Below are 23,614 nucleotides of genomic sequence, written 5' to 3'. Positions count from 1 at the left end.
TGCTGGCGGGCTGGTGGCTGCGGTATGCCGACCGGTTTCCGTCCGGACGGCGGCACTCCGTCGAGGGGAGGCGGGCAAGAGCGGAGATTGTAGGGCAGCGGGCGGCGCGGGAGCCAACGGTTTTCCGTCCCCTAGGGGGCGCCCGGTCCGTCCCCCAGGGTGTGCGCTCCCCCCGGGGTCGGACAGGGGTTCCCACCCTGGACCGATGCCGTTTCGCGGCCGCACTCGCACTATGGAGACATGAGTGCTGCAACCATCGGTCCGGTCCCGCTCCGCCCGTCCGGCGCCAGCCCCGTGGCCGCCGGACACCGCCACCGCCTGGGCGACGCCCTGCGCGCGCTCAAGGTGTTCGCGGGTGCCGCGATAGACGTGATCATCCTCGGCGAGTACGGCGAGGAGGCCGGAGTCCGCCGCAGATGAACCGCGGGGCTCAGCTCTCCGCGAGCAGCTCGTCCGCGTCCACGATCCGGTAGGCGTAGCCCTGCTCGGCCAGGAAGCGCTGCCGGTGGGCGGCGAAGTCCTGGTCGATGGTGTCGCGGGCGACGACCGAGTAGAAATGGGCCTGGTGCCCGTCGGCCTTGGGGCGCAGGACGCGGCCGAGGCGCTGGGCCTCCTCCTGGCGGGAGCCGAAGGTGCCCGAGACCTGGATGGCGACGGTCGCCTCCGGCAGGTCGATGGAGAAGTTCGCCACCTTCGACACCACCAGCACGCTGATCTCGCCCTCCCGGAAGGCGTCGAAGAGCTTCTCGCGCTGCGCGTTGGAGGTCTCGCCCTTGATCACGGGGGCGTTCAGGTGCTCGCCCAGTTCGTCGAGCTGGTCGATGTACTGCCCGATGACGAGGATCTGCTGCCCCGCGAACCGGCGCACGATCGCCTCGGTCACCTTCCGCTTGGTCGCGGTCGTCGCGCAGAAGCGGTACTTCTCCTCGGCCTCCGCGGTCGCGTACGCCAGCCGCTCGGAGTCGGTGAGGTTGACCCGCACCTCCACGCAGTCCGCGGGCGCGATGTAGCCCTGCGCCTCGATCTCCTTCCAGGGCGCGTCGAACCGCTTGGGCCCGATGAGGGAGAACACGTCGGACTCGCGGCCGTCCTCGCGGACGAGGGTCGCGGTCAGGCCGAGGCGGCGCCGCGCCTGGAGGTCGGCGGTGAACTTGAACACCGGCGCGGGCAGCAGGTGCACCTCGTCGTAGACGATCAGGCCCCAGTCGCGGGAGTCGAACAGCTCCAGGTGCGGGTAGACGCCCTTCCGCCGGGTCGTCAGCACCTGGTAGGTGGCGATGGTGACCGGCCGGATCTCCTTCCTGGTGCCGCTGTACTCGCCGATCTCGTCCTCGGTCAGCGAGGTCCGCTTCACCAGCTCGTGCTTCCACTGCCGCGCCGAGACCGTGTTGGTGACGAGGATCAGCGTCGTCGACCGGGCCTGGGCCATCGCCCCGGCGCCCACCAGCGTCTTCCCGGCGCCGCAGGGCAGCACCACGACTCCGCTGCCGCCGTGCCAGAAGTTCTCCACGGCCTGCTTCTGGTAGGGCCGCAGCGCCCAGCCGTCCTCGGCGAGGTCGATCGGGTGCGCCTCGCCGTCGACGTACCCGGCGAGGTCCTCGGCCGGCCAGCCCAGCTTCAGCAGCGTCTGCTTGATCTGCCCGCGCTCGGAGGGGTGCACGGCGACGGTGTCCGGGTCGATGCGCGCGCCGACCAGCGGGGCGATCCGCTTGGAGCGCAGCACCTCCTCCAGGACGGGGCGGTCGGTGGTGGTGAGGACCAGCCCGTGCGCGGGGTGCTTGGACAGGGTGAGGCGGCCGTAGCGGTCCATCGTCTCGGCGATGTCCACCAGCAGCGCGTGCGGCACGGGGTAGCGGCTGTACTGCACCAGCGCGTCCACCACCTGCTCGGCGTCGTGCCCGGCGGCGCGCGCGTTCCACAGGCCCAGCGGGGTGAGCCGGTAGGTGTGGATGTGCTCGGGCGCCCGCTCCAGCTCGGCGAACGGCGCGATGGCCCGTCGACAGGCGTCCGCCTGCTCGTGGTCGACTTCCAGGAGCAGGGTCTTGTCCGACTGGACGATCAGCGGTCCGTTCACGTGCGTGTCCATCCCTTCCACGCGGGCCAAACGTCCAGTGTGCCCCATCCGGCTCCGATCCCGGACGGTGATCTCAGTCGCCGTGCGCGGTATCGGGTTCGACGACGAACAGCTGGGCGTCGACGTCCGCGCAGGGCGCGACGACCGCCTCGGCGCCCGCGCGGGTGCCGGCGACGGCGACGCACGTGGTGTCGGTGACGTGGATCCGGTAGGTGTCGTCCCGCTCGTCCTCGGCGGGTACGAACCGGAAGAGGGTCGTCTTCCCGCACGCCTCCCACGGTTCCAGCAGCCCCTTCCCGTCGCCCGAGGTGAGGGCCTTCAGACAGCCCTTGCCGTGGTCGGGGTGGTGCCAGGCGATGCGGTAGGTGTCGCGGCCGGCCGGGTCCAGGGTCGTGGCCGGCGGCACCGCCTCGGCGCAGGGTCGCTGGACGGCGACGAGGGAGTCGTAGCGCCCGTCGGCCGGCTGTCCGTCGGTCAGGCACAGTCCGGGGGAGCCGGCCGGCCGGATGAGGACCTCCTCACCCGGCGGCCGGGCCCCCGCGTCCGGCCCGCCGGAGTCCCCCAGCAGCCGGAACCCGGCCGCGACCAGCGCGACCGCGAGGGCGGCTCCGCCGGCCAGCCACCACCTGCGCCGGGCGGCACTGCCCGGGCGGCGGCCCCCGACCCCCGTACGACGGCCGCCGCCCCCGGACGGCTCCTCCCCTGACGGCTCCTCCCCTGGCGGCTCCTCCACGGGCGGCTCCTCCACGGGCGGCTCCTCCACGGGCGGCTGTCCCGCGGCCCGCTGACGTGCGGCCAGCCACTCCTCCACGGCGTCGCCCTCCCCGCAGGCGCGGATGAACGCGGTCAGCAGCTCCGGCCGGGGCAGGGTGCCGTGGCGGAGCACGTCGGCGAGGGTGCTGCGGGGCAGCAGCTCGCCCTGTCCGGCGGCGCGCTCCTCGAGCTGACGGTAGGTCAGCCGGGAGCGCGCCTTCAGTTCCCGCAGCTGCGCGTTCAGCTCGGCCGCGGTCCGTATGTTCTGAGGCGACGGTGCCCTGTGACCCATGTCACCGATCTTGGCGTGGGCCTGTCGGCTTGGAAAGCACTTTCAGGACATCGCGCGCCCGGGGATCACCGCTTCTTCACCGGCGTGGTGTAGCCGAGCACCCGGCGCCCGTCGAACGGCTGGTCCTTCTTGTAGGTGAGCCGCTCCAGGGAGGTGTTGCCCTCCACCGACCGGTACTTGCCCGAGCCGTACGAGGTCACGACGCCCACGTGGTCGCCGATGCCGTCGAAGCGGTTGCCGGCGCCGTCGTAGATCACCGCGTCACCGGGCTTGGGCTTGTAGCCGCTCGCCTTGCTGTGCCAGGTGCCGTTGGAGATCCCGTACCTGCGGAACGAGTCGGCCAGCGCGTTCAGCCCGGTGATCTTCGCCCCGGCCCAGTACCAGCTGTACTTGGCGAAGTCCGCGCACCAGGCGCGAGAGGTCCACTTCACGCTGGTCCACTTCTTCTTCCAGGCCCCGTCGACCTTGATGTACATGTAGCCCTTGCTCGTGCCGCACGCCTGGCGGTTGTTGATCGTGCCGTGCCGGGGAGCGCTGGTGCGGTCCCAGCGGTAGTTGGCCTTCGACGTCCAGAACCCGGTGTAGAAGTTGCAGTTGTTCCTCTCGGTGTCGCCGTCCTCGGCGTCACCCTCGTAGGTGCGCTTCCGCACCTCGGGGTTGCTGCTCGTGTACTGGCCCAGCGCGATCTCGGCGGCCTTCTTGCCCGGAGCGGTCGCGGCCTCGGCCGGGCCGGCCGTGGCGAGGCTCCCCAGCGTCATGGCCAGGACCGCCCCCGCGACGGCCGTGGTCTTCGCCGTGTTCGTGAGTGACATTCCCGTGCTTCCTTCCGTCCGTTGGGCGCCGGACCCGAGGGCGGGACCGGCTGACGGACCGAAACACTGGACGGGCCGGGGCGGGGCCCACAACGGCTTCGGCTGTCCAGGACATGTCCGGGACAGCCGGACGCTGTCCGGGCAGGTCAGAGCCGTGCCCGGACAGCGTGCGAGGGAGAGGGAACCGCGGAGGAGACCCCGGCGGGGACCCCGGCGGGGACTAGTCGTCGGCGAGTTCGGCGACGCCCGTGATGCGGTGCAGCGGATACGTGCGGACCTCGTCGGCCGTGTGGTCGTACGCCGTGACGAAGCCGCCCTCCACGCGGACGGGGGCGATCACGCGCTGGCTGGCGGCGCCCTCGGCGTTGACGTAGCCGATCCACAGGGCCTGGCCGGTGAGGACGGCGGCCTGCATGGTGGCGAGGGTCTCGGCGGAGGAGGTGCGGGGGAGTTCGCCGGATGCGGGGGAGGCGGCGGACACCTCCTTGCGCGGGGCCGTGGAGGCCAGGTCGCCCGCCCGGATCGCGCGGATCGCCGCCGTGAGCAGCGTGGCGTCCGGGGCCGGCGGGCCCTCCGGTACCGGCTCCGGGGCGGTGCGCGGCGGCGTGCGGTGGGCGTGGGCGCGGGTGATCAGGACGTCGCCCTCCGCCGACTCGGCCGCCGGGGCGAAGCCCATCGCGCGCAGCCCCTCCAGCAGGGTCGCCGGGTCGGCCTGCGCGGCCAGCACGGTCGGCGCCAGACGGCGCAGCCGCAGCCCGGCGGCACGCTTGTCGGCCAGGATCTCGTTCAGCAGGGCGTCGTCGTCGCAGCGCACGTACGCCGAGGCCGCCCCCACGCGCAGGTGCCCGTGTCTGCGGGCCACGTCGTCGATCAGGTAGGCGAGCGGCTGCGGGACGGGCGTACGGGAGTGCGCGGCGAGGAAGGCGTGCAGGTCGGAGGCGCTGCGGCCGGCGTCCAGGGCGCGGCGCACCGAGGCCGGTGTGAAGCGGTAGACGGTCGCGCCGCCCTTGGACTCGACGTCCGCGAGCACCCCGAGCGTCTCGGCCAGCGGCCGCTCCAGCGGGCCGGGCGCCACCGCCGTCAGGTCGGCCTGCAGCAGCACGTGGTCCAGCGGCTCCGGCAGCAGCGGCGCCAGCAGCCGGGCCGCCGCCGCCGAGGCCACCGCCTGCTCGGCGGGGGAGAGGGGCTCGGCGGAGGCCGGCCTGTGGTGGACCGGGAGCCTGTCGCCGGGCCCTTCCGCCACGTGCCCGGCCGGGGCAGGCAGCGCCAGCAGCGCCCGCCCGTGCGACGACAGCGCCCCCCGCCCGGTCACCCCGAGCAGCTCGGCCTCCGACAGGGTCCAGCGGGCCAGCCTGGTGCGCAGGTCGTCCTCGTCACGCCGGCCGCCGCCGCGCAGCGGCCGCTCCCAGTGCAGCCGGGCCAGCACCGACTCGGCGTCGGGGGCGGCGCCCTCGGGCAGGCCGGCCAGCAGCACCAGCACCCGGTGGCGCACCTCGGGCGCCGCCGACCGGTCCAGGCCCGGGCCGAGCGCCGACAGGGTGCGGTCCTTGGCGTCCCGGCCGCCGATCACCCCGGAGGTGCGGGTCGCCGTCAGCCAGGTCTGCGCCAGGTGCGCCCAGCGCTCGGCGGCGGGACGCTCCAGCCACTCGTCGTAGGCGGGGGTGGCCGCGTACCGCTCGTCGGCCTCGCCGTCCGACGCGATCAGCCCGGCCCCGTAGGCCAGTTCCACCCAGAACGCCGCGACCGGCTCGGACACGTCGAGGGCGACCGCCGTCCGCTTCAGGTCGCGCACGCTCAGCCCGCCGGCCCGCAGCACCGCGGGGCCGCCCTCGTCCCACTCCTTCAGCAGCTCCTCGACCGTCGCCAGCGCGGTGAACGCCTGCCCGGCCGCCGTCGCGTCCACCACCTTCGCCGCGTGCGTGGCCGCGGCCGGCACCGCGGGCGGCACCGGCTCCGGGGTGCGGTGCGCCCGCCCGGCGCGCAGATGCAGCGCCACCTCGCGCGGCAGCACCACCGTGCCCGGCGCGGTCGGCAGCAGCAGACCCCGGTCGAGCAGCCAGCGCAGCCGGGGCGCCGGATCGGCGGTCACCTGCCCGTACGGCGGCCCCCACACCAGCCGCTCCAGCACCTCGACCGACTCCGCGGGCGCCTCGTCCAGCAGCGCCGACAGCCGTGCCCGGTCCCGGAACAGTCCGCTCAGCGCGTCGGCGGCGGACACCGGGTCGTGCGTGGACGGCAGCCCGGCCGCCGTCACGATCTCCTGGATCCGCCCGGGCGACATGCCCGCCGTCGCCTCCCGCACGGTCGGCCCGAGCCCCGTCGGCGACGGATGCTGCGGCGACGGCGCGAGCAGCTCCCGGGCCGTGCGTACCAGACGCAGCCGGTCGTCGCCGCCCCACACCAGCGCCTGCTCCCGCAGCGTGCCGAGCGCCTGCGGCAGCGCGGCCGTCACCAGCGGTTCGCCCTCGTCGCCGCCCATCAGCCCGAGCAGCTCGTCGTACGTCGCCGGATCGCCGGCCACCGCGAGCGCCTCCGCCGTCTGCAGCGCGAACCGGTCCAGGCGTTCCAGGGCCCGTACGACCGAGGCGCGCGTGCCTGCCCGGGTGGCGAGCTGCGTCAGGTCCGTGGGGACGGGCGTGATGAGGTCGGGGCGGCTGCGCAACAGCGCGGCCAGCGAGGAGTCGTCCCTGGCGCGGAGCGCTTCCGCGAGGGACCTGGGAGCCGGGGCCTCGGTGCTCATCTTGCCCACGTTAGCGGGTGCCCGTGACAGTGAGGCGGGGCCGCGTCGCCCCGCGGGGCGCGGGGAACTGCGCGAGGAACCCGCAACTACCCGCCGCCCGAAGGCGAGATCAGCCACCCCGGACCGTCCGCGCGGTACCTTCGTGCCCGTGGGGATCGAGAGCGACCAGGTCGTCTACGAGTATCTGAGCCGCGTGGGAGACGTGGCCCACCAGAGGCAGCTGCCCTCGGCCGAGCGCATGCGCCTGGTCTCCGCGCTGCGCGACGAGATCGACCGCAGACGCGCGAAGGCGGTGGTGGACTCCCCGGCCGCGGTCCGCCGCATCCTGGAGCGCATCGGCAGCCCGGACGAGGTCGTCACCGCGGCCGGCGGCGGTACGGCCGGCCGTGTCACCGAGCAGCCGCCCGGCCCCGCCGCCGTGCCCGCCCAGCGCGACGGCGCCGACGCCCCCCGCACCTCCGTGCCCCGGCCCCGCTCCGAGGGCGCCGCACCCCCGCACCTCGCCACCGCCGACGAACTCGGCGACAGCGTGACCCAGCCGGACTGGTGGCGCGTGGAGGGCAGCGGCCCCTACGGCCCCGGCGACGAGGTCCCCGGCTTCGTCGGCGGAGTGACGATCCCCGAACTGCTCAAGCGCCCCCCGAGGAAGGGGCCGCAGAAGGAGGAGCCGGAGGAAGAGGCCCGGGACGAGGGGGAAGAGGCGCGGGAGGAGGCGGCCGGGGGTGAGGAGACCGCCGAGCGCCGACGGCTCCCCGGACTTACCGCCGTACGCCGCTGGAACAACCCCCTGCTGCTGTGCGCGGTCGCGCTGCTGGTGGCGGGCGCGCTGATCGGCGACCCGGTCCCGATGGCGTTCGGCTGGCTGATCGCCTGGGCCTCCCGTCGTCTGAGCAAGGCCGAGATCAAGGCCACCGTGTTCGTCGTACCGGGCCTCGCGGTCGCCGCCGGCCTGGTCTGGCTGTGGGGCCGCGGCACCGGCCGCTGGGGCGAGCCCATCGCCGAGGGCCACACCGCCGACGCCCTCACCGACACCTACCCCTGGGTCCTGCGCGGCGCGGCCCTGGCCTCCGCCCTGTTCCTGTTCTGGCGCTCCCAGCGCCGGAAGTGAGACACCCGGACCCCGTCCGCGCACCCCCGGCACAATGGCCCATATGGCCTACTCCACCGCACCCGCGCTCACCGTCGGCTTCGATCTCGACATGACGCTGATCGACTCCCGTCCCGGCATCCACGCCTGCTACACGGCGCTCGCCGAGCGGACGGGGACGTTCATCGACGCCGATCTCGCGGTCACCCGGCTGGGGCCGCCGCTGGTGGAGGAGATCGGGAACTGGTTCCCGGCCGAGCGGGTCGAGGAGATGGCCGGTCTCTACCGGTCGCTGTACCCGTCGTACGCCGTCACGGGCACGCTCGCGCTGCCCGGCGCCCGCGAGGCGATCGACGCCGTACGGGAGGCGGGCGGGCGCTCGCTGGTGGTGACGGCGAAGTACGAGCCCAACGCCAAGCTGCACCTGGACCACCTGGACATCCGGGCGGACGTGCTGGTCGGCGACCTGTGGGCCGAGCAGAAGGCGGTGGCGCTGCGCGAGCACGGCGCGGACGTCTACGTCGGCGACCACGAGGGCGATGTGCGCGGCGCGCGGGCGGCGGACGCGCTGTCGGTCACCGTGGCGACGGGCCCGTTCGGCGCGGACGAGCTGCGCGCGGCGGGCGCGGACGTCGTCCTCGCGGACCTCACCGAGTTCCCGCGGTGGCTGGCCGGCCACCTGGAGCGGACGGCCCGCGGCTGAGCGCGGCCGCTACCGCGCGGCCGCCCGCCGCCGGCCCGCGGCGATCGAGCGCAGCACCCCGGCGCCCGCGATCAGAAATCCGACGCCCATGAGCATGCTCAGCCCGAACATGTACGTCGGAAACGGGGTCGTCCCCAGCAGCAGCGGGGCCAGGGTGACCAAAGTGGCCACCGCACCGAGGAAGAACACGATCGCACCGGTGCGGATCAACCGGTCACCGGGCTCGGCGGAATTCGTCTGGGTTTTGTCACGCACCCGACCAGGGTAGTTCCCGGTCCGAAGGAACAACCGGGCGACGTCTTGTCAGCCGCCCCGGGACCATTAGCCTTGGTACCGGCGGGTCAGCGACGACCCGCCGTATGGCGTTATGAGCAGTAACCAGAGCAGTCACCGGCATTTTCCGACGAGTACGAGGACGAGGACAGACGTGCCTACCGGCAAGGTCAAGTGGTTCAACAGCGAGAAGGGCTTCGGCTTTCTCTCCCGCGACGACGGCGGTGACGTCTTCGTCCATTCCTCGGTTCTCCCCGCCGGAGTCGAGACGCTCAAGCCGGGCCAGCGCGTGGAGTTCGGGGTCGTCGCCGGCCAGCGCGGCGACCAGGCCCTGTCGGTGACGCTCCTGGAGCCCACCCCGTCGGTCGCGGCCGCCCAGCGCAAGAAGCCGGACGAACTGGCCTCCATCGTCCAGGACCTGACCACACTCCTGGAGAACGTCACACAGACCCTGGAGCGCGGCCGCTACCCCGAGAGGACCGCCGGGAAGAAGGTCGCCGGGCTGCTCCGCGCGGTCGCCGACCAGCTCGACGTCTGACCCGCCGGAAGATCCGGCCTACGGAAAGTCCAGCGCGTCCGGGCCGAGGGGCGGCAGCAGCCCCTCGGCCGCCGCACGGGTCAGCAGCCCGCGCACGGCCGCGTAGCCGTCCTCGCCGAGGTCGGCCGTGAACTCGTTGACGTAGAGCCCGATGTGCTGGTCCGCGACCGCCGGGTCCATCTCCTGCGCGTGCTCCATCACATACGGGCGGGACACCTCCGGGTCGTCCCACGCGGCCCGTACGGACGTGCGGATGGAGTCGGCCAGCAGCCGCAGCGTGCCGGCGCCCAGCGACCGCCTGGCGATGATCGCGCCGAGCGGGATGGGCAGCCCCGTGGCGCTCTCCCAGTGCTCGCCCATGTCGGCCAGCTTGTGCAGCCCGTAGTCCTGGTACGTGAACCGCGCCTCGTGGATCACGAGACCCGCGTCGACCTTCCCGTCCCGCACGGCAGGCATGATCTCGTGGAACGGCATCACCACGATCTCGCCGACCCCGCCGGGGACCGTGTCCGCCGCCCACAGGCGGAAGAGGAGATACGCCGTCGACGTCCGGCTCGGCACCGCGACCGTGGCGCCCGTCAGGTCGGTCCCCGCCTCCGCGCTCAGCACCAGCGGTCCGCAGCCCCGCCCCAGCGCGCCCCCGCACGGCAGCAGCGCGTACTCGTCGAGGACGTACGGCAGGACGGCGTACGACACCTTCAGCACGTCGAACTCGCCGCGCTCGGCCATGCCGTTGGTGAGGTCGATGTCGGCGAACGTCACGTCGAGCGCGGGCGCGCCGGGGACGCGGCCGTGGGCGAGGGCGTCGAAGACGAAGGTGTCGTTCGGGCAGGGGGAGTACGCGATCCGCAGGCTCATGCCGTTCTCCAACTCTCCAGGACGGGTGCGAGCTTCCCGAAGGCCGTCGTCAGGGCGGCGAGCGCGTCGCCGATGCGCCAGGCGGCGCGGTCGCGCGGGCCGACGGGGTTGGAGACCGCGCGGATCTCCAGCACGGGCGTGCCGTGCAGGGCGGCCGCCTCGGCGACCCCGAAGCCCTCCATCGCCTCGGCGAGGGCGCCCGGGTGACGCTCCCGCAGGGCCCCGGCGCGGGCGGCGGTGCCGGTGACGGTCGAGACGGTCAGCACGGTCCCGGCCGCCGCTCCGGTGGCGGCGGCGCACTGTCGTACCAGGCCGTCGGGCGGACGGTGGGTGACGGTCCCGAAGCCGAGCTCGGTGACCGGCAGGAAACCCTCGGCGGTCTCCGCGCCCAGGTCGGCGGCGGTGATCGCGTCGGCGACGACGAGCGAGCCGACGGGCGCGGCCGGCTGGAACCCGCCCGCGATGCCGGCGCTGACGACCAGCGTGTACGGCCTGTGCTCCAGGGCTGCCACGGTCAGCGCGGCCGCGACCGACGCGGCGGCGCGGGCCGGGCCCACACCGGCGGCCAGCAGGTCCGGCCCACCGGGGATCCGGTGCAGCACCGCGCCGGGCAGGGGCACCTCGGCGGGCGGCTCCGGGAACGCCCGCGCCACCGCGTCCCGTTCGGCGGGGACGGCGGTGGCGACGAGCACGCGCGACGGAGCCGTCAGGACAGGCTCTCCTTCATGGCGTCCTTCCAGGACTCCGACTGCTTCAGCTTGAACGTCCACAGGCCCTTGACGCCCTTGGCGCCCTCCTGGATGGACACCGTGTTGGTGTCGCCCTGGGTGCCGTACTGGGCGTTGAAGAACGCGTTGCTGGGGATCTCGGTGTACGTCTGCTTGGTGGTGTCGATGAACGGGCGGCCGTTCACCAGGATCACCCACCCGCTGTCCGCGATCTCGGGGTCGACACCGAAGCGGACGGTCTCGTCCTGGCCCACCGTGATGGACTTGACGTCCTCGGTGTTCTTGGCGCACTTCCCCAGCGACTTGGTGTTCAGCTTGTCGCCGTCGTTGTAGCAGATGGCCTCGTCGTTGACCGAGCTCGAGCCGACGGTGATCGTCGCGACGGGCGTCGGCTTGTCGCAGGCCGTGAGGACGAGCAGTCCGGCGGAAACGGCGCCGGCGGCGGCGACGGCGCGGCGGCGTCGCACAGCACTGTGTTCACTAGCGGCTTCGCCGCGGGGCAGCGTGGTCATGTGCGAAGGCTATCGGGCGCCCCTGCCCGGTCCCTCACCTGGGGCCGGGGCCATGCCGTGGGTTACGCCACCCGCGTCCGGTGCGCCCCGCCGTGCCGGGCCGACGCCAGCAGCCCCCGTACGGTCGTCAGCCAGCCCGCCGCCACGATCGCGGCCCCCACCGACAGCCCCAGCGCCCCGTTCAGCGGCATGGCGATGCCGACCGCGCCGCCGAACACCCAGGACATCTGCAGCAGGGTCTCGGAGCGGGCGAAGGCGGAGGTGCGGACCTGTTCGGGGACGTCCCGCTGGATCAGGGCGTCCAGGGACAGCTTGGCCAGCGCCTGGGCGAAGCCCGCGAACGCGGCCAGACACGCCACCAGCACCGCCCCGAAGAAAACGGCCGCCACGACGGCCGCGCCCAGCACCAGCGCCACGACGGTCACGATGATGATCTCCGGCGCCCGTGAGCGCAGCCACGCCCCGACCGCCGTGCCCGCCGCGTTGCCGGCGCCCGCCGCGACCGCGACCATGCCCAGCGACACCGCCGCGCTCTGCCCGGTCATCGGGTGCTCGCGCAGCAGGAACGCCAGGAAGAAGATCAGGAACCCGGACAGACAGCGCAGCGCGCAGTTCGCGCCCAGGGCGTGGGTGACCGCCGGGCCGACCGTGCGCAGCCCCGGCCGCTTGACCGGCTTCAGGTGCGGGCCGTGCAGATGCTCGGGATCCGCCGCCAGCAGGGCCCGGTCCTCGCCGCGCGCCGAGTCGACCTTCGGCGGCAGCGTGAACGACAGGACCGTACCGGCGACGAACAGCACGAACGCCCCGTACAGCGGCCAGCGCGGCCCGATGGCCTGCAGCCCCGCCCCGACGGGCGCCGCGACGCCGGTCGCCAGCAGGCCGCCCAGGGTGACCCGGGAGTTCGCCTTCACCAGCGAGAACCCCGGCGGCAGCAGCCGCGGCACCACGGCGCTGCGCACCACGCCGTACGCCTTCGACGCCACCAGCACGCCCAGCGCCGCCGGATACAGCTGGAGGTTGCCGGCGACCACCGCGCTGGACAGCACCAGCGCGAGCAGCGCCCGCGCCAGCATCGCCATCGCCATCGCGGCCCGCCGCCCGTGCGGTACGCGGTCCAGGAGCGGGCCGATCACCGGGGCGAGCAGGGTGAACGGCGCCATCGTGATGGCGAGGTAGAGCGCGACCCGGCCGCGGGCCTCGTCGGTGGGCACGGAGAAGAAGACGGTGGAGGCCAGCGCGACCGTGATCATCATGTCGCCCGCGCCGTTCACGCCGTGCAGCTCGATCAGCTTGCCCAGACCCGACTCGCCGGCCCCCTGCGCGTGCGTGGCCTTCCTGATGCCGCGCGCCGGCCCGGTCAGCGGCAGGTGCAGGGCACGCCCCACCCGGCGGACGGAGCCGCGGAACCGGCCCGAACCGCCACCCCGGCTGCTCCCCTCGACCCCACCGACGCCGGTGGTTCCCTGGGACGACCTCGCGGCTGCCACGACGCCATAGTGCCCCGATCCGGGCATGTGTAGTGCGGTTACCGCGCGTATGGCCCCGTACTTTCGCGGTGGGACGCTCCTCGCCGGGACCCGTGAAGATCACTCCGATCGGACGGGAAACCACGTCGGTGTAGGCCGAGCGCGCGCGAACAGGTAGCGTGCGTATCTCAGCCATCCCGCACAATGGATGGCACAGGTGCGCCCGAGTGTGATCGGAGGCGGACGTCGACGCGGCCCACAGGTCCGCTCCGTCCGCGCCGCCGCCGAGGAGGCACCCACGAGAGACGGCGTAGGAGAGAAGCGATACCTGTGAGCGCAGCGAGCACGCGAAGCCGCACCCCCGACCGCCTGTGCGCCGAGGCGGTCGACCTCGCCCGCGCCGCAGCCGAGGAGGCGGCCGCACCCGGCGTGGTGGGCGAACACGCCGGGCTGGTCTCCGAGGGCGACCGCGTGGTCACGCACTTCTTCGAATCGAAGGAACTCGGCTACCGCGGCTGGCGCTGGGCGGTGACCGTCGCCCGGGCCTCCCGCGCGAAGATCGTCACCCTCGACGAGGTCGTCCTGCTCCCCGGCCCCGACGCCCTGCTGGCCCCCGAGTGGGTGCCGTGGAGCGAGCGGCTGCGCCCCGGGGACATGGGCCCCGGCGACCTCCTGCCCACCGACGCCGAGGACCTGCGGCTGGAGCCGGGCTGGACCGACGACGCGCCGACGCCGAACTCCCCCGTCTCCGAGGACATGGCCGAGCTGGTCGAGGCCGAGGACGCCGAGGTGACGCAGGGCGCCCCGGCCAGCCTGCCCACCGCGCCGGCCCGGGGCTCGATCGCGGCGGTCGCCGAAGAACTCGGCATGCGCCGCGCCCGCGTCCTGTCCCGCTACGGCCTGCACATCGCCGCCGACCGCTGGGAGGAGGCCTTCGGCGCCAAGACCCCCATGGCCCAGGCGGCCCCCGCCACCTGCGTCAGCTGCGGCTTCCTCGCCCCCATCGGCGGCTCGCTCGGCCAGGCCTTCGGGGTCTGCGCCAACGAGTTCTCCCCGGCGGACGGCCGCGTGGTCTCCCTGGCCTACGGCTGCGGCGGCCACTCCGAGGCCGCGGTCATGCCCGCCCCGCCCCGTCCGCCCGCCCCGGTCATCGACGAGACACGCGTCGACCCGTTCCCGCTGCGGCCGGTCCGGGACGGCGGTTCGGTCCCGGACGTGACGGACGAGGACACGGCGGAGCTGGGCCACTCGTAGCGGGCCGGGCGGCGTACGCCCGCCCTCTCGCGGCAGGCCGGCCGTCAACGCCTCGCCCACGGCGCGGGGGGTGACGGCCGGCTCCGTCACACAGGCCTCACATCCGTGGGCGCACGCTCCCCTCGGGGACGGGTACCTTCATGGTCACCCCGATGAGGAGAGTGTGGACGTGAGCAAGTTCGTGCGGCCCGCGGCCGAGGGTGCTGACCCCTTCGGGACGGCTCGGCTCAGGCGAGGTGTGCTGGACGCGTGGGCGACCAGCCCGGCCCGGTTCCGGGAGGACGCGAACGCCGAGGAGGATCTGGTCCTCGGCGGATACCGGGACCGGCTCGTCGTCGAGCTCGCCCAGAACGCCGCCGACGCCGCCGCGAGGGCCGGGGTGCCCGGGCGGCTGCGGCTCACCCTGCGGGACGGCGTGCTCGTCGCCGCCAACACCGGGGCGCCGCTGGACGCGGCCGGTGTCGAGTCGCTGGCCACCCTGCGCGCCTCCGCGAAGCGGGAGAGCGGCACCGGGGCCGTCGGGCGGTTCGGCGTCGGGTTCGCCGCCGTGCTCGCCGTGACCGACGAGCCCGCCGTCGTCGGCCGGCACGGTGGCGTGCGCTGGTCGCTCGCCGAGGCCCGGGACCTCGCCGCCGAGACCGCCCGGCACAGCCCCGGGCTCGGGGACGAGATCCGGCGGCGGGACGGGCATGTGCCGCTGCTGCGGCTGCCCTTCGCCGCCGAGGGGAGCGCGCCGGACCCGTACGACACCGCCGTCATCCTGCCGCTGCGCGACGCCGCCGCCGCCGACCTCGCCGAACGGCTCCTCACCGCCGTGGACGACGCCCTGCTCCTCGCCCTGCCGGGCCTGGAGGAGGTCGTGGTCGAGACCGGCACCGACACCGTACGGACCCTGCGCCGCGACACCGACGGCGACCTGACCGTCGTGGCGGACTCGCGGGACGGCACCACCCGCTGGCGGACCGCCGCCGCGCACGGGACCCTCGCCGCCGAACTGCTCGCGGAGCGGCCCGTCGAGGAACGGCTGCGGCCGTACTGGTCCGTCACCTGGGCCGTGCCCGTCGACGACGACGGCTCGCCCGCCCGGCCCCGCACCAGCCCCGTCGTGCACGCGCCCACCCCCAGCGACGAGCCCCTCGGTGTGCCCGCCCTGCTCATCGCCTCCTTCCCGCTGGACACCACCCGGCGGCACGCCGCACCCGGCCCGCTGACCGACTTCCTCGTCGAGCGCGCCGCCGACGCCTACGCCGGACTCCTCGCCGACTGGCGGCCGGTGACCGCCGGGATCATCGACCTCGTGCCCGGCCCGCTGGGAAAGGGCGCGCTCGACGGGGCGCTGCGCCAGGCCGTCCTGGAGCGGCTGCCGCGCACGCCCTTCCTGCCGCCCGCCGCCGGGCCCGGCGAGGACCTGCCGGAGACGCTGCGGCCGAGGGACGCGGAGGTCGTCGAAGGTGCCGGGGCCGACACCGTCACCGTCCTCGCCGAGATGCTGCCCACCCTGCTGCCCGCGGGACTGGAGCGCCGCGCCGAGCTGCGCACGCTCGGGGTTGCCCGGGTGCCGCTGACCGACGCCGTGGACCGGCTGGCCGGGCTGGAGAAGGATCCCGGCTGGTGGCGGCGGCTGTACGACAGCCTCGCCGGTGTGGACCCCGACCGGCTCACCGGGCTTCCCGTGCCGCTCGCGGACGGGCGCACCACGATCGGGCCCCGCCAGGTGCTGCTGCCGACCGCGGACGCGGCCCGTATCGACGCCGAGGTGCTGGCCCGGCTCGGGCTGAAGGTCGCCCACGAGGACGCGGCCCACCCGCTGCTGGAGAAGCTGGGCGCGCTGCCCGCCACCCCGCGGGCCGTGCTGACCACGCCCCAGGTGCGGGCCGCCGTGGCCTCCTCCCTGGACGACGACGGCGGCCTCGACTGGGAGGCCGACGCGCCCGACGCGGAGGAGCTGGCCGACACCGTTCTCGCGCTGGTCCGCGACGCCGGCCTCGAACCCGGTGACGAACCCTGGCTGGGCGCGCTCGCGCTGCCCGACGAGGACGGCGAACTCGCGCCGGCCGGTGAGCTGGTGCTGCCGGGCAGCGCCTTCCACCAGGTCATGCGTGAGGGTGAACTCGCCGCCGTCGACGCCGACCTGGCCCGCAAGTGGGGCGAGCAGCCGCTGGCCGCCTGCGGGGTGCTCGCGAACTTCGCTCTCGTCCGCGCCACCGACGTCGTCCTCGACCCGGACGAACTGGAGCCCCGCGAAGGCGACTTCGCCGAACCTGACGACGCCGGGCTGCTGGACGCCGTGGACGTCTGGTGCGAGGACGTCCTCGACCGCTTCCCCGACTCGCCCGTGCCGCCGGTCGCCACCGAGCTGGTCGCCGTACGCGATCTCGACCTCGTCGACGACGACCGCTGGCCGCAGGCCCTCGCCCTGCTCGCCCAGCCGCCGCTCAGGGACGCCCTCACCCAGCCGGTGCGCATCCTGCTGCCCGACGGCACCCACGAGACCGTACGGCCGTACACCGCGTGGTGGCTGCGCGGGCACCCCGTGCTCGACGGCCGCCGTCCCGCGGGCCTCCTCGCGGCGGGCGGGGACCCGCTGCTGCGCGGGCTGTACGACGAGGCCGACGCGACCGGCTTCGACGACGAGCAGGTCCTGCGGGCGCTCGGCGTACGCACCTCGGTGGCCGCGCTCCTCGACGAGCCGGGCGGCGCCGCGGAGCTGCTGGACCGGCTGGCCGACCCGGAGCGCGAGGTGAGCGCCGCGCAACTGCACGGGTTGTACGGGGCGTTGGCCGACCTCGACCCCGAGCAGGTCACGCTGCCGGACGAGCTGAGGGCGGTGGTCGACGGGCGCACGGCCGTCGTGGACGCCGCCGACGCGGTGGTCGTCGACTCGCCCGACCTGCTGCCCTTCACCGAGGGCGTGCCCCTGCTGCCGGTCCGCCCGGCGCGCGCCGCCGAGCTCGCCGAGCTGTTCCAGGTGCGGCGGCTGAGCGAGTCCGTGTCCGGGGCCGTCGGCTCCGAGGGCACCGAGCACGCGGTGTCGGAGTCGGTGCGGGTGCTGCTCGGCCCGCGCACGCCGGCGTCGTACGTCGAGCACGAGGAACTGGTCGTGGACGGCGTCGAGATCGACTGGCGCCTCACCGACGACGGCGTCCTGCACGCCGCCACCCTGGAGGGCGTCGCCGCCGGCCTCGCCTGGGCGGCCGGTCAGTGGCCCCGCCGCTTCGAGGTGGCCGCCCTGCTGGAGGACCCGTCCCGGACGGCGGAGCTGGCGCGGGACCGCTGGTTCGACTGAGTTCCACGGGAGGACTGTGCGGTCGGCGGACATCACCCGTTCACCGGCCGTACAACCATTCCCGTCCCTCACGGATCTGATCGGACGAGTCAAAAGGCTCAGAAGTTCGATCAGTTGGGCCTGGCCACGCTCGCGAGCCGCGTGCGCGTCGCAGAGCGGCGAGGTCTCTTTCCCGTGGGGGGAAACCAGATATGCGCAAGCGTGTCACCCTCGGCGTCCTCACCGGCGCCCTGGCACTGTCCACGCTCGCCGTCCCGGCCGCACAGGCCGACGGCAGCTACGGCGACACCAAGATCACCAAGGTCGTCGTCGACGGAGACGACAAGGTCGTCGTCGGCAGGGACGAGACGAGGTTCACCGTCAGCGTCACGGTGACCGACGACTCCGGTTTCGACTGGTCCGAAGCCGCGGAGTGGATGGACGTGTACGGCCCGGACTCCGGCTGGTTCCACGCGAAGTACCCGAGCTGCTCGCTCGTCGACGACACCACCGCGACCTGTAGGGGCGGGTTCGTGGTCAACCCGAGGACCGACGCGCCCGAGCGTCTCACCGACGACAACGCCGGCACCTACCGCGTCGACACGTGGATCAACGCCATCGACAAGGACTGGGTCTGGAAGGAGTCCGCGGGCACCTTCAAGCTCCAGCGCCACACCAGGCTGACCGCCAACGCCTCCCCGGAGCCCGTCCGCAAGGGCCGCACCGTCACGGTGAGCGGCAGGCTGACCCGGGTCAGCTGGGAGACGCTCACCTACGGCGGCTACGGCGGCCAGTACGTGAAGCTCCAGTTCAGGAAGAAGGGCGCGACCTCCTTCACCACGCTGAAGACGGTCAAGTCGACCTCCGCGGGCTATGTGAGCGCCACCGCCACGGCCGGCTACGACGGCGCCTACCGCTTCGTGTACGCCGGCAACTCGGCCTCCGCCGCCGTGACCTCCGCGGCCGACGCCGTCGACGTGCAGTAGGCACGCGCCCGGTCCCGGACATCCCTGCGAATCCCGAGAAGGAACTCATGCGTACTCGTGTCACCATCGCCGCGGTCTCCGGCGCGCTGGCCCTTTCCGCCCTTGCCCTGCCGGCCGCCCGGGCCGACGAGGAACCGGCCGCGTTCACCGTCTCGAACGTCGTCGTCAACGAGGGCAAGCCGGTCGTCTTCACCCCCACCGGCGTCGAGCCGGTCAGCGTCTCCATGACCGTGCAGGCGCCCGCGGGCGTCAGAAGCGTCGACGCCCTGCTCTGGAGCGGCGGCACACTGCCCTCCCCCGACGACCTCGACGACCAGAGCTGGCCCGACATGGCGGGGCCCGCGACCCCCGACGGCATGCTCGACTGCACCGAGGTGAACGCCACCACCGCCACCTGCCGGGCGACGTTCATCCTGCGCCCGTGGCGGGGGGACGGCAGCTCCTGGGACACCCTGGTGACCGTCACCGACAAGCAGGGTGGCACCCACACCGACGAGAACGTCAAGACCTTCACGACCAAGCGCCACACCATCGTGCGGACCAACGCCTCCCCGGAGCCGGTCCGCAAGGGCGGGACCATCACCGCCACGGGCAAGCTCACCGTGGCCGAGTACCAGTTCGAGTACAGCTATGTCCCGCTGCCCAACCAGTACGTGAAGCTCCAGTACAGGAAGGCGGGCACCTCCACCTGGACCACGCTGAAGACCGCCAGGTCGAACAGCGTGGGCGCTCTGCGCACCACGACCACTGCCCGGTACGACGGCTACTACCGCTTCGTGTACGCCGGTGACGCCCACCGCACGTCGGCCGTCTCCGTCGCCGACTACGTCGACGTGCGATAGGCGGCCGGGGGCGACCCGCACACGCTCGGCCGGGCCCCTCTCGGGGGCTCGGCCGATCCCGAACAAAATCTTCGCCAGTCGTACAACCTTTCTCCGCCGTCACAGATCTGATCTTCCGAGTCAACAGACTCCTAGATCTCCCGGACCTCGCCGCGCTCACGAGCCACAGGCAACGAAGGGCACCGAGGTCCCGTCTCAGTGGGGAAGAGACATGCGCATGCGTGCCACCCTCGGCGTCGTCACCGGCGCCCTGGCCCTGTCCGCTCTCGCCGTTCCGGCCGCCCAGGCCGACGTGATCGAGGGCGACACCAAGATCACGCGTGTTGTCGTCGACGGCGACAACCAGGTACAGGTCGGTGCGACCGCCAAGAAGTTCAAGGTCACCGTCACGGCGACGGACAACTCGGGCATCCTGGACGCCGAGGACTCGATCGACCTGTACGGGCCGAACTACGGCGTGCTCATCAGCGACAAGCCCACCTGCACCGCGGTCAACGCCACGACCTCGACCTGCAGCGCCTGGGTGGCGGTGGACCCGAAGGCCGACCTGTTCAACAACAACGCCGGCACCTGGACCGTCGACGTCTGGATCAACGCCAAGGACGGCGACTACATCTACAAGGAGAACGCGCTGGCCTTCAAGCTCCAGCGCGCCACCCGCCTGACGGCCAACGCCTCCCCGGAGCCGGTCCGCCGCGGCAAGGTCATCACGGTCACCGGCCGCCAGACCCGGGTGAACTGGGAGAACGGCCTGTACTACAACTACGGCAGCCAGTACGTGCGCCTGCAGTACAAGAAGGCCGGCACCACCACGTGGACCAACGTGAAGACGATCAAGGGCACCACCACCGGTTACCTGAGCGCCACCACGACCGCCACGTACGACGGCTCCTACCGCTTCGCCTACAGCGGCAACTCCATCAGCGGCCCCACCGCCTCGGCCGCCGACTACATCGACGTGCAGTAAGACCTCCGGGTCCCCGTGACCCACCGCGCCCGACCCCGGCAGCCGGCCGGGGCCGGGCGTCCCCCTCCACCGCCCTCCTGGCGTTCCCGAGCCTCCGAAGGACCTCCATGCGTACGCGCACCGCTGTCGCCGCGGTTTCCGGCGCCCTCGCTCTGTCCGCCCTCGTCATGCCGGCCGCGCAGGCCGACGACTCGGCCGGTGTGGACCGTCCGGGCATCACCCAGCAGCGCGCGGTCTCCGTGCCGGGTGGCGCCGCCAAGTCCGGCTCCGCCTCGGCCGCCGTCGGCGCCCAGGCCGCGCCGGTCGTCAGCAACGTCCGTATCAACAGCGGCAAGGCCGTGGTCGTCGGCAGCAAGAGCGCCAAGACGTTCACGGTGTCGATGACCGCCAGCCACCCCAGCGGCATCGACTCCATCTACATCGACCTGTGGCACGGCTCGGACCCGTACCGGGCCGACGGCTATCTCCCCTCGGGTGACGCCGTCACCTGCGACGCGGTCACCTCCACCACCGCCGTCAACTGCAAGATGACCATCACGGCCACCCCGGGTGTCAACGACCCGAAGCTGGTCGGTGACCTGTACGCCAACGTGCTCGCCGGCACCTGGCACGTGGGCGTGGGCGCCTGGGCCAAGGACGGGAGCGAGTACGTCAACGACTTCTACCGGACCCACCGGGTCCAGCGGAACGCCGTCCTCACCATGAACGCCTCCCCGGAGCCGGTGGTCAAGGGCCGGGCCCTCACCCTCAAGGGCGCCTTCACCCGCGCCAACTGGGAGACGGGCACCTACAGCAAGTTCACCAACCAGTACATGCAGCTGCAGTTCAAGAAGGCCGGCGCCACCGCGTACTCCAAGGTGAAGACGGTCAAGTCGAACACCTACGGCGCCATCAGCACCACCCACACCGCCACCTACGACGGCACCTGGCGCTTCTTCTTCTCCGGCGCCTCCACCACGACGTCCCCGATGACCGTGTCGCCGGGCGACTACGTCGACGTGCGGTAAGCACCCGCGGCACCATCCCGCCGGTCCTGATCCGGGAAGCGGCGGTCGACCCACCTCCACAGCACCTCCAGGGCGACCGCCGCCACCACCGCGATGCCGACCGCGAGCCACGGCATCTCCATGCCGACCAGCCGCAGCGCGAAGAACTCCTGCAGCCACGGCACGACGAGCACCAGCAGGAACGCGCCGCCCATCGCCGCGACCAGCAGCACGCGCCACCAGGTGTAGGGGCGGGCGATGATCGCCAGCACCCACATCGACACCAGGAACAGCGTCAGGGTCGCGGCGCTGGTCTCGGCGTCCAGGGCGTCCTCGCCGTGGTAGTGGTCCCCGGCGATCAGATACGTCGTGAAGGTCGCGGCCGCCGCGACGACCCCGCCCGGGACCGCGTACCGCATGACCCGCCGCACGAAGTGCGGTCTGGCCCGCTCCTTGTTGGGCGCGAGGGCCAGGAAGAAGGCCGGGACGCCGATGGTCAGCGTGGACAGCAGGGTCAGATGGCGCGGGAGGAACGGGTACTCCACGCGCGTGCACACCACCAGCACCGCGAGCAGCACCGAGTAGACCGTCTTCACCAGGAACAGCGTCGCCACGCGCGTGATGTTGCCGATGACCCGGCGGCCCTCGGCCACCACCGACGGCAGGGTCGCGAAGCTGTTGTTCAGCAGCACGATCTGCGCGACCGCGCGGGTCGCCTCCGAGCCCGAGCCCATCGCGACACCGATGTCGGCGTCCTTCAGCGCGAGGACGTCGTTGACGCCGTCGCCGGTCATGGCGACCGTGTGGCCGCGGGACTGCAGCGCCCCCACCATGTCCCGCTTCTGCCGCGGGGTGACCCGCCCGAACACGGTGCCCTCCTCCAGGGCCTGCGCCATGCCCTCCCGCTCGGCCGGTATCCGCCGCGCGTCGACCACCGTGCCCGAAAGCCCCAGCTTGTCCGCGACCGCGCCCACCGACACCGCGTTGTCACCGGAGATCACCTTCGCGCGGACGTTCTGCTCGGCGAAGTAGCGCAGTGTGTCCGCGGCGTCCGGGCGCAGCCGCTGCTCCAGCACCACCAGCGCGGCCGGCTCGGCGCCCCGCGCCACCTCCGGGTCGCCCAGCTCGCGGGAGGCGCGGGCCAGCAGCAGCACCCGCAGCCCCTCCTCGTTCAGCCGCTCGGTCTCGCCGAGGGCCGGGGCGTCGTCGGCGAGCAGCACGTCCGGGGCGCCCAGCAGCCAGGTGCCGCTCTCGCCGTCGCCCTCGCTGAGGGTGGCGCCGCTGTACTTGCGGGCCGAGGAGAACGGCAGCGACTCGGTGCAGCGCCACTCCTCGCTGTCGTCGGGGTAGGCGTCGATGATCGCCCTCAGGGAGGCGTTGGGCCGCGGGTCGGACTCGCCGAGCGCGCTCAGCACCTGCCGGACGTGGTCCTCCTCGTAGCCGTCGAGGACGCGCAGCTCCGTCACGTCCATGCCGCCCTCGGTGAGGGTGCCGGTCTTGTCCAGGCAGACCGTGTCGACTCGGGCGAGGCCCTCGATGGCGGGGAGCTCCTGCACCAGGCACTGTTTGCGGCCGAGGCGGACGACGCCGATCGCGAAGGCGACCGAGGCGAGCAGCACCAGCCCCTCGGGGACCATCGGCACGATGCCGCCGACCGTGCGGGCGACCGAGTCCCGCAGGTCCCGGCTCTCCACGACCAGCTGGGTGACGATCAGGCCGAGCGCGGCCGGGACCATCATCCACGTCACGTACTTGAGGATGGTGGAGATGCCCGAGCGCAGCTCGGAGTGGACCAGGGTGAACCGGGAGGCCTCCTCGGCGAGCTGCGCCGCGTACGCCTCGCGCCCGACCTTGGTGGCCCGGAAGGCGCCGCCGCCCGCGACGACGAAGCTGCCGGACAGCACCGGGTCGCCGGGCCTCTTGACGACCGGGTCGGCCTCGCCGGTCAGCAGCGACTCGTCGACCTCCAGGCTGTCCGCCTCGACCCACACCCCGTCCACGACCGCCTTGTCGCCGGGCCCGATCTCGATGACGTCGTCCAGCACGATCTCCGAGGTGCCGATCTGTACGGCGGCCCCGTCCCGGCGCACCGTCGGCCGGACCTCGCCGATCACCGCGAGGGAGTCCAGGGTCTTCTTGGCCCGCCACTCCTGGACGATGCCGATGCCGGTGTTCGCGAGGATCACGAAGCCGAACAGGCTGTCCTGGATCGGCGCGACGCACAGCATGATCAGCCACAGGACACCGATGATGGCGTTGAACCGCGTGAAGACGTTGGCCCGGACGATGTCGGCCACGGACCGGCTGCTGCGCACCGGCACGTCGTTGACCCGGCCGGCCGCCACCCGCTCGGCGACCTCGGCCGCGGTGAGCCCGCCGGCCGGCGGCGCCGGCGCGGGCAGGGGATGCACAGGGTCGAGTCCGGCGCTCGCGTCGGTGTGCGTCATGCATTCGACGGTACGTGCGGATCCGTCCGTT

The 23,614-nt window shown here is 73.3% G+C and carries 20 protein-coding genes; 10 read left to right on the top strand and 10 right to left on the bottom strand.

Annotation, left to right across the window (positions count from 1 at the left end; genetic code table 11):
* Nucleotides 1-240: 240 nt before the first annotated feature.
* On the top strand, nucleotides 241-420 hold the full coding sequence (locus ACIGXJ_RS21680; RefSeq protein ID WP_399647763.1) for a hypothetical protein: 180 nt from the start codon (nucleotides 241-243) through the stop codon (nucleotides 418-420).
* A 10-nt stretch (nucleotides 421-430) separates the two neighbouring features.
* Here the strand turns inward: ACIGXJ_RS21680 and ACIGXJ_RS21675 are convergent, their stop codons facing one another.
* From ACIGXJ_RS21675 to ACIGXJ_RS21660, 4 genes are all read right to left on the bottom strand, one after another.
* Nucleotides 431-2,074: a DNA repair helicase XPB gene (locus tag ACIGXJ_RS21675; protein ID WP_399647760.1), complete on the bottom strand. Its 1,644-nt coding sequence runs from the start codon at nucleotides 2,072-2,074 to the stop codon at nucleotides 431-433.
* Nucleotides 2,075-2,147: 73 nt separating this feature from the next.
* Complete coding sequence (locus tag ACIGXJ_RS21670; RefSeq protein ID WP_399647758.1) at nucleotides 2,148-3,119, bottom strand: RICIN domain-containing protein; 972 nt, start codon at nucleotides 3,117-3,119, stop codon at nucleotides 2,148-2,150.
* Between the two features lie 65 nt (nucleotides 3,120-3,184).
* On the bottom strand, nucleotides 3,185-3,931 hold the full coding sequence (locus tag ACIGXJ_RS21665) for a CHAP domain-containing protein (RefSeq protein WP_399647756.1): 747 nt from the start codon (nucleotides 3,929-3,931) through the stop codon (nucleotides 3,185-3,187).
* 220 nt (nucleotides 3,932-4,151) lie between these two features.
* Nucleotides 4,152-6,671 carry a helicase-associated domain-containing protein gene (locus tag ACIGXJ_RS21660; RefSeq protein ID WP_399647753.1) on the bottom strand — a complete coding sequence of 840 codons (2,520 nt, stop codon included), beginning with the start codon at nucleotides 6,669-6,671 and terminating at the stop codon, nucleotides 4,152-4,154.
* 148 nt (nucleotides 6,672-6,819) lie between these two features.
* Here ACIGXJ_RS21660 and ACIGXJ_RS21655 point away from each other — a divergent pair, with 148 nt between their 5' ends.
* Nucleotides 6,820-7,779 (top strand): hypothetical protein, encoded by a 960-nt coding sequence (locus tag ACIGXJ_RS21655; RefSeq protein WP_399647751.1) that lies wholly within the window; start codon nucleotides 6,820-6,822, stop codon nucleotides 7,777-7,779.
* 43 nt (nucleotides 7,780-7,822) lie between these two features.
* Nucleotides 7,823-8,461 carry an HAD family hydrolase gene (locus tag ACIGXJ_RS21650; protein ID WP_399647749.1) on the top strand — a complete coding sequence of 213 codons (639 nt, stop codon included), beginning with the start codon at nucleotides 7,823-7,825 and terminating at the stop codon, nucleotides 8,459-8,461.
* Nucleotides 8,462-8,470: 9 nt separating this feature from the next.
* Here the strand turns inward: ACIGXJ_RS21650 and ACIGXJ_RS21645 are convergent, their stop codons facing one another.
* Nucleotides 8,471-8,716, bottom strand: coding sequence for a hypothetical protein (locus ACIGXJ_RS21645; RefSeq protein ID WP_399647746.1), 246 nt, complete (start codon nucleotides 8,714-8,716; stop codon nucleotides 8,471-8,473).
* Nucleotides 8,717-8,888: 172 nt separating this feature from the next.
* On the opposite strand from ACIGXJ_RS21645, the gene ACIGXJ_RS21640 reads away from it, so the two are divergent.
* A complete protein-coding gene (locus ACIGXJ_RS21640) occupies nucleotides 8,889-9,272 on the top strand; it encodes a cold-shock protein (protein ID WP_399647744.1) in 384 nt (127 codons plus the stop codon).
* Between the two features lie 18 nt (nucleotides 9,273-9,290).
* Here the strand turns inward: ACIGXJ_RS21640 and ACIGXJ_RS21635 are convergent, their stop codons facing one another.
* The 4 genes from ACIGXJ_RS21635 to ACIGXJ_RS21620 all read right to left on the bottom strand — a co-directional run bounded on the left by ACIGXJ_RS21635 (nucleotide 9,291) and on the right by ACIGXJ_RS21620 (nucleotide 12,857).
* Nucleotides 9,291-10,130: a 1,4-dihydroxy-6-naphthoate synthase gene (locus ACIGXJ_RS21635; RefSeq protein WP_399647742.1), complete on the bottom strand. Its 840-nt coding sequence runs from the start codon at nucleotides 10,128-10,130 to the stop codon at nucleotides 9,291-9,293.
* The gene (locus ACIGXJ_RS21630; RefSeq protein ID WP_399647740.1) at nucleotides 10,127-10,822 is read right to left on the bottom strand and encodes a futalosine hydrolase; all 696 of its coding nucleotides are present in this window, start codon (nucleotides 10,820-10,822) and stop codon (nucleotides 10,127-10,129) included. The genes ACIGXJ_RS21635 and ACIGXJ_RS21630 overlap by 4 nt, the downstream gene beginning before the upstream one ends.
* A 14-nt stretch (nucleotides 10,823-10,836) precedes the next feature.
* On the bottom strand, nucleotides 10,837-11,370 hold the full coding sequence (locus tag ACIGXJ_RS21625; RefSeq protein ID WP_399647737.1) for a DUF2771 domain-containing protein: 534 nt from the start codon (nucleotides 11,368-11,370) through the stop codon (nucleotides 10,837-10,839).
* 62 nt (nucleotides 11,371-11,432) lie between these two features.
* Entirely contained in the window at nucleotides 11,433-12,857 is a 1,425-nt protein-coding gene (locus ACIGXJ_RS21620) for an MFS transporter (protein WP_399647734.1), read from the bottom strand.
* Nucleotides 12,858-13,166: 309 nt separating this feature from the next.
* Between ACIGXJ_RS21620 and ACIGXJ_RS21615 the strand changes: the two genes are divergently transcribed.
* From ACIGXJ_RS21615 to ACIGXJ_RS21590, 6 genes are all read left to right on the top strand, one after another.
* On the top strand, nucleotides 13,167-14,090 hold the full coding sequence (locus tag ACIGXJ_RS21615; RefSeq protein WP_399647732.1) for a DUF3027 domain-containing protein: 924 nt from the start codon (nucleotides 13,167-13,169) through the stop codon (nucleotides 14,088-14,090).
* A gap of 169 nt (nucleotides 14,091-14,259) precedes the next feature.
* The gene (locus ACIGXJ_RS21610) at nucleotides 14,260-17,376 is read left to right on the top strand and encodes a sacsin N-terminal ATP-binding-like domain-containing protein (protein ID WP_399647730.1); all 3,117 of its coding nucleotides are present in this window, start codon (nucleotides 14,260-14,262) and stop codon (nucleotides 17,374-17,376) included.
* 191 nt (nucleotides 17,377-17,567) lie between these two features.
* A complete protein-coding gene (locus ACIGXJ_RS21605) occupies nucleotides 17,568-18,341 on the top strand; it encodes a calcium-binding protein (protein ID WP_399647727.1) in 774 nt (257 codons plus the stop codon).
* A 47-nt stretch (nucleotides 18,342-18,388) separates the two neighbouring features.
* Nucleotides 18,389-19,183: a calcium-binding protein gene (locus ACIGXJ_RS21600; protein WP_399647724.1), complete on the top strand. Its 795-nt coding sequence runs from the start codon at nucleotides 18,389-18,391 to the stop codon at nucleotides 19,181-19,183.
* 217 nt (nucleotides 19,184-19,400) lie between these two features.
* Nucleotides 19,401-20,150, top strand: a complete 750-nt coding sequence (locus tag ACIGXJ_RS21595; protein WP_399647721.1) for a calcium-binding protein — start codon at nucleotides 19,401-19,403, stop codon at nucleotides 20,148-20,150.
* 107 nt (nucleotides 20,151-20,257) lie between these two features.
* Nucleotides 20,258-21,157 carry a calcium-binding protein gene (locus ACIGXJ_RS21590; protein ID WP_399647719.1) on the top strand — a complete coding sequence of 300 codons (900 nt, stop codon included), beginning with the start codon at nucleotides 20,258-20,260 and terminating at the stop codon, nucleotides 21,155-21,157.
* Here ACIGXJ_RS21590 and ACIGXJ_RS21585 read toward each other — a convergent pair.
* Nucleotides 21,139-23,583 carry an HAD-IC family P-type ATPase gene (locus ACIGXJ_RS21585; RefSeq protein ID WP_399647716.1) on the bottom strand — a complete coding sequence of 815 codons (2,445 nt, stop codon included), beginning with the start codon at nucleotides 23,581-23,583 and terminating at the stop codon, nucleotides 21,139-21,141. The two genes, ACIGXJ_RS21590 and ACIGXJ_RS21585, sit on opposite strands and share 19 nt — an antisense overlap.
* Nucleotides 23,584-23,614 lie beyond the last annotated feature (31 nt).

Source organism: Streptomyces sp. NPDC053367 (assembly GCF_044545925.1).
GTDB lineage: Bacteria > Actinomycetota > Actinomycetes > Streptomycetales > Streptomycetaceae > Streptomyces.
The sequence above is the reverse complement of the archived record's forward strand: the minus strand, read 5'-3'. Positions and strand labels throughout refer to the sequence as shown.

Coding starts and splice junctions, on each gene's coding strand:
- ACIGXJ_RS21680 (WP_399647763.1), top strand. CDS start 241: ATGAGTGCTGCAACCATCGGTCCGGTCCCGCTCCGCCCGTCCGGCGCC.
- ACIGXJ_RS21670 (WP_399647758.1), bottom strand. CDS start 3,119: ATGGGTCACAGGGCACCGTCGCCTCAGAACATACGGACCGCGGCCGAG.
- ACIGXJ_RS21665 (WP_399647756.1), bottom strand. CDS start 3,931: ATGTCACTCACGAACACGGCGAAGACCACGGCCGTCGCGGGGGCGGTC.
- ACIGXJ_RS21660 (WP_399647753.1), bottom strand. CDS start 6,671: ATGAGCACCGAGGCCCCGGCTCCCAGGTCCCTCGCGGAAGCGCTCCGC.
- ACIGXJ_RS21650 (WP_399647749.1), top strand. CDS start 7,823: ATGGCCTACTCCACCGCACCCGCGCTCACCGTCGGCTTCGATCTCGAC.
- ACIGXJ_RS21635 (WP_399647742.1), bottom strand. CDS start 10,130: ATGAGCCTGCGGATCGCGTACTCCCCCTGCCCGAACGACACCTTCGTC.
- ACIGXJ_RS21625 (WP_399647737.1), bottom strand. CDS start 11,370: ATGACCACGCTGCCCCGCGGCGAAGCCGCTAGTGAACACAGTGCTGTG.
- ACIGXJ_RS21605 (WP_399647727.1), top strand. CDS start 17,568: ATGCGCAAGCGTGTCACCCTCGGCGTCCTCACCGGCGCCCTGGCACTG.
- ACIGXJ_RS21600 (WP_399647724.1), top strand. CDS start 18,389: ATGCGTACTCGTGTCACCATCGCCGCGGTCTCCGGCGCGCTGGCCCTT.
- ACIGXJ_RS21595 (WP_399647721.1), top strand. CDS start 19,401: ATGCGTGCCACCCTCGGCGTCGTCACCGGCGCCCTGGCCCTGTCCGCT.
- ACIGXJ_RS21590 (WP_399647719.1), top strand. CDS start 20,258: ATGCGTACGCGCACCGCTGTCGCCGCGGTTTCCGGCGCCCTCGCTCTG.
- ACIGXJ_RS21585 (WP_399647716.1), bottom strand. CDS start 23,583: ATGACGCACACCGACGCGAGCGCCGGACTCGACCCTGTGCATCCCCTG.